Annotated in this window: 3 protein-coding genes; all 3 read left to right on the top strand. The window is 75.3% G+C overall.

The window, feature by feature from the left end:
* The coding region (locus AE652_RS38285) for an MFS transporter (protein ID WP_049659993.1) at positions 1-650 on the top strand (650 nt) is incomplete at its 5' end.
* Between the two features lie 75 nt (positions 651-725).
* The gene (locus AE652_RS38280) at positions 726-1,232 is read left to right on the top strand and encodes a carboxymuconolactone decarboxylase family protein (RefSeq protein WP_049659990.1); all 507 of its coding nucleotides are present in this window, start codon (positions 726-728) and stop codon (positions 1,230-1,232) included.
* Positions 1,233-1,413: 181 nt separating this feature from the next.
* A complete protein-coding gene (locus AE652_RS38275; RefSeq protein WP_049659988.1) occupies positions 1,414-3,213 on the top strand; it encodes a penicillin-binding transpeptidase domain-containing protein in 1,800 nt (599 codons plus the stop codon).
* The last annotated feature ends 25 nt before the right edge of the window (positions 3,214-3,238 follow it).

Raw genomic sequence — 3,238 nt, 5'->3', positions numbered from 1 at the left:
CGCCGCAGCTGCGGGTCGCGCGGACGCCGGCCGGGCCCGTCGCACCCGCGGGGCGCCGCCGGGTCGGGCGGACGGCGCTCGCCTGGAGCCTGACGGCCTTCTTCGGCGTCCAGACCCTGGTCTTCTACGCGACGCTGGCCTGGCTGCCCACCGTCCTGGTCGACGCGGGCCTGAGCCGGACCACCGCCGGCACCGACCAGGCCGTGCTGATCCTCGGCCTCGCCGTCGGCGGCTTCCTCGCCCCGACCCTGGCCGCCGCCCGGAGCGACCAGCGGCCGCACATCCTGGGCGTGGCGGCCGTCTGCGTCCTCGGCCTGCTCGGCCTGGTGCTCACCCCGGCCGACGGGGCGCCGCTCTGGGCCGCCGTCCTCGGCATCGGCATGGGCGGCGGACAGGCGCTCGCCGCCGTCCTGTTCGCCCGTCGGGGCACCGACCCGGACCACGTCGCCGCGCTCTCCACCATGGCCCAGACCTGGGGCTACCTGCTCGCCGCCACCGGACCCGCGCTCGCCTCCGCGCTCCACGCCGCGAGCGGGTCCTGGGCGGCGCCGCTGCTCGCGATGGCCGGCCTGGTGGCCGTCGGCTGCGTCCTCGGGCTGCGGGCGGGCCGCGCTGTCACAAAGCCGCGCCGCGATCCGTCGGACCGGTGAGCGGGTGGCCGCACGGTCCACCCGGTCGAGCGGTCACCCGCTCATCCGCTCATCCGCGAGAAGAGGAACACCACGATGAACGCCCGTCCGATCACCGCCGAGGTCCCGCTGCGCCCGCGCATGGCCCAGGACCCGGTGCAGCTCGTCCCCGAGCTCGCCGAGGTCTCGGCCGCACTGTTCAAGGCCACCGGCAACCGGTCCGTCCCCCGCAGCACCATCAGCCTGATCCAGCTGCGGGCCGGCCAGATCGCTGGCAGCACCTACCTGACCGTCCTGCACACCGGCTTCCTCCGCAGGGCCGGCGAGTCGGAGGAGCGGATCGCCTCGGTGGCCGGCTGGCCGGACTCCCCCTGGTTCACCGCCCCGGAGCGCGCCGCGCTCGCCCTGGTCGAGGCCGTCCTCCAGCCCAACCCGCACGGCGAGCGGGTGTCGGACGCGCTGTACGCCGAGGTCGCCGGGCATTACGACGAAACGGCGCTGACCACGCTCATGCTCGCCATCGGCCAGGTCAACTTCTTCACCGCCATCGCCCTGGTCGCCAAGCCCGTGCCCGGCCGCTCCTTCACCGACCCCTGGGCCTGACCGGCCCCTACGGCCCGCCCGGCCGATCGCCGGGCGGGCCGTCCCGCTGTCGACCGATCACCCGTCCCGGCATAGGCTGGTCCGCGCCCGAACGGACCTTCGTCCGGTCATCGGGCCGGCGGGCCGACATGCCGGAGGGGGCGTGCCCGCCACCACGGAGGATCGCAGGGGGGACGGAAGCATGTTCGAGGAGCACAGGGACAACCGGCACAACCGGCACGACGGGCACGCCGGGCACGAGCAGGACGGCCGACTCGCCGATGTCGAGATCGAGTACGACCAGTACGACGATCTGGACGACCTCGACGGGCATGACGGGAACGACGACGGGGCCCCGCGCAGCTCGACCACGCGCCGGGTCGTGATGGTCGCCGCCGGCGGGGTGTTCGCCGCCCTGCTGGCGGTCGGCGGCTACGGCGCCTACAACGTGCTGAACGCCGTGACGGACAACGGCCCGGCCGGTGGCGGCCACCAGGGCGCCGGCACCGTGGCGAAGGCCCCGCAGGAGCCGCCGACCGCCGAGCAGGCCGAGTCGGCGGCCAAGGAGTTCCTGGCGGCCTGGAGCCGCGGCGACATCCCGGCCGCCGCCGGCCTGACGGACCGGCCGGAGACCGCCCGCGCCGCACTGGCCACGTTCCACGAGCAGGTGGGCGCCCGCTCGCTCGCCCTGACCGGGACGGGCCCCGCGAAGGCCGAAGGCCCGAGCGAGCCGGCCCTCGGCTTCCGGGTGAAGGCGGAGTTCGAGGGCACCCCGGACGCCTGGGAGTACGACAGCGTGCTGAGCGTCGTCCGGTCCCAGGACGGGCGGCCCGTGGTGCGCTGGAAGCCGTCCGTGATCCACCCCCAGCTCACCCCGGGCCGGACCATCGGGGTGCAGGAGACGCCCAACCCGGTGTCCAAGCCCACCGACCGCAAGGGCCGGCCGCTCGACACCTTCCCGTCGCTGCGCGCCGTCCTCCCCCAGATCGCCCCGCCGGACGGCGCGGCCGCCACGACCGGACGGGCCGTGGTGCTCTCGGGCGGCGGCGAGGCGGAGCGGCTGTTCGTGCTGACGCCGCCGAGCGCCCCGGTGGTCAAGCTGACCCTGGACGCCGACCTCCAGCAGGTGGCCGAGGACGCCGTCAAGCAGCAGGCGGCGAACGGCAATCCGGCCTCGCTGGTGGCCGTCCAGCCGAGCACCGGCCACATCCTGGCGATCGCCAACGCCCCGCAGGGCGGCTTCAACCGCGCGCTCGCGGGCGGCCAGGCACCCGGCTCGACGATGAAGGTGATCACCTCGGCCGCGCTGCTGGAGGCGGGCGTGCGCCCGGACACCGTGGTGCCGTGCAAGGAGACCACCTACTCCCCGCGCGCCTGGCACAACGACGAGAGCGGCGACTTCCCGTCCTACACGCTCGCGGACGACTTCTCCCGCTCCTGCAACACCGGCTTCATCGACAAGGGCCTGGAGAAGCTCCAGCCCGGCACCCTCGGCACGGTGGCCCGCGACCAGTTCGGCCTCGGCCTGGAGTGGCACATCGGCGTCCCGAGCCGGGACGCCACCATCCCGACGCCCGGGAACAAGGACGAGGCCGCGGCCGCGTACATCGGCCAGGGCCGGATCCAGGTCAACTCGCTGGTGATGGCCTCGGTCGCCGCCACCGTGCAGAACGGGACGTTCCGCCAGCCCGTGCTGCGCGAGGACGCCAAGCGCGTGACGGCGCCGAGCAGGCTCCCCGCCGACGTCGCCCGGGACCTGCGCGCCATGATGGCCAAGACCGCCACCCAGGGCACCGCCCGTACTCCGATGGCCGGCCTGTCCGGCCAGATCGGCGCCAAGACCGGCACCGTCGAGGCCGGCGGCCAGGCCACCAACAGCTGGTTCATCGCCTACCGCGGCGACCTCGCCGTCGCCGCCGAGGTCGAGGGCGGCGGGCACGGCTTCAGCGCGGCGGGCGTGGCCGCGGCCCAGGTGCTGAAGGCGGGCGGCGGCAAGGGCTGAGGCCCGGCCCGGGGCACACCGCCCG

Origin of the sequence: Kitasatospora sp. MY 5-36, from assembly GCF_001182915.1 — a bacterium.
GTDB lineage: Bacteria > Actinomycetota > Actinomycetes > Streptomycetales > Streptomycetaceae > Kitasatospora.
This window is presented reverse-complemented; position numbering and strand designations above follow the sequence as displayed.

What these genes read in the sequence shown, in the direction of transcription:
- AE652_RS38280 (WP_049659990.1), top strand. Translation starts at nt 726, where the DNA reads ATGAACGCCCGTCCGATCACCGCCGAGGTCCCGCTGCGCCCGCGCATG.
- AE652_RS38275 (WP_049659988.1), top strand. Translation starts at nt 1,414, where the DNA reads ATGTTCGAGGAGCACAGGGACAACCGGCACAACCGGCACGACGGGCAC.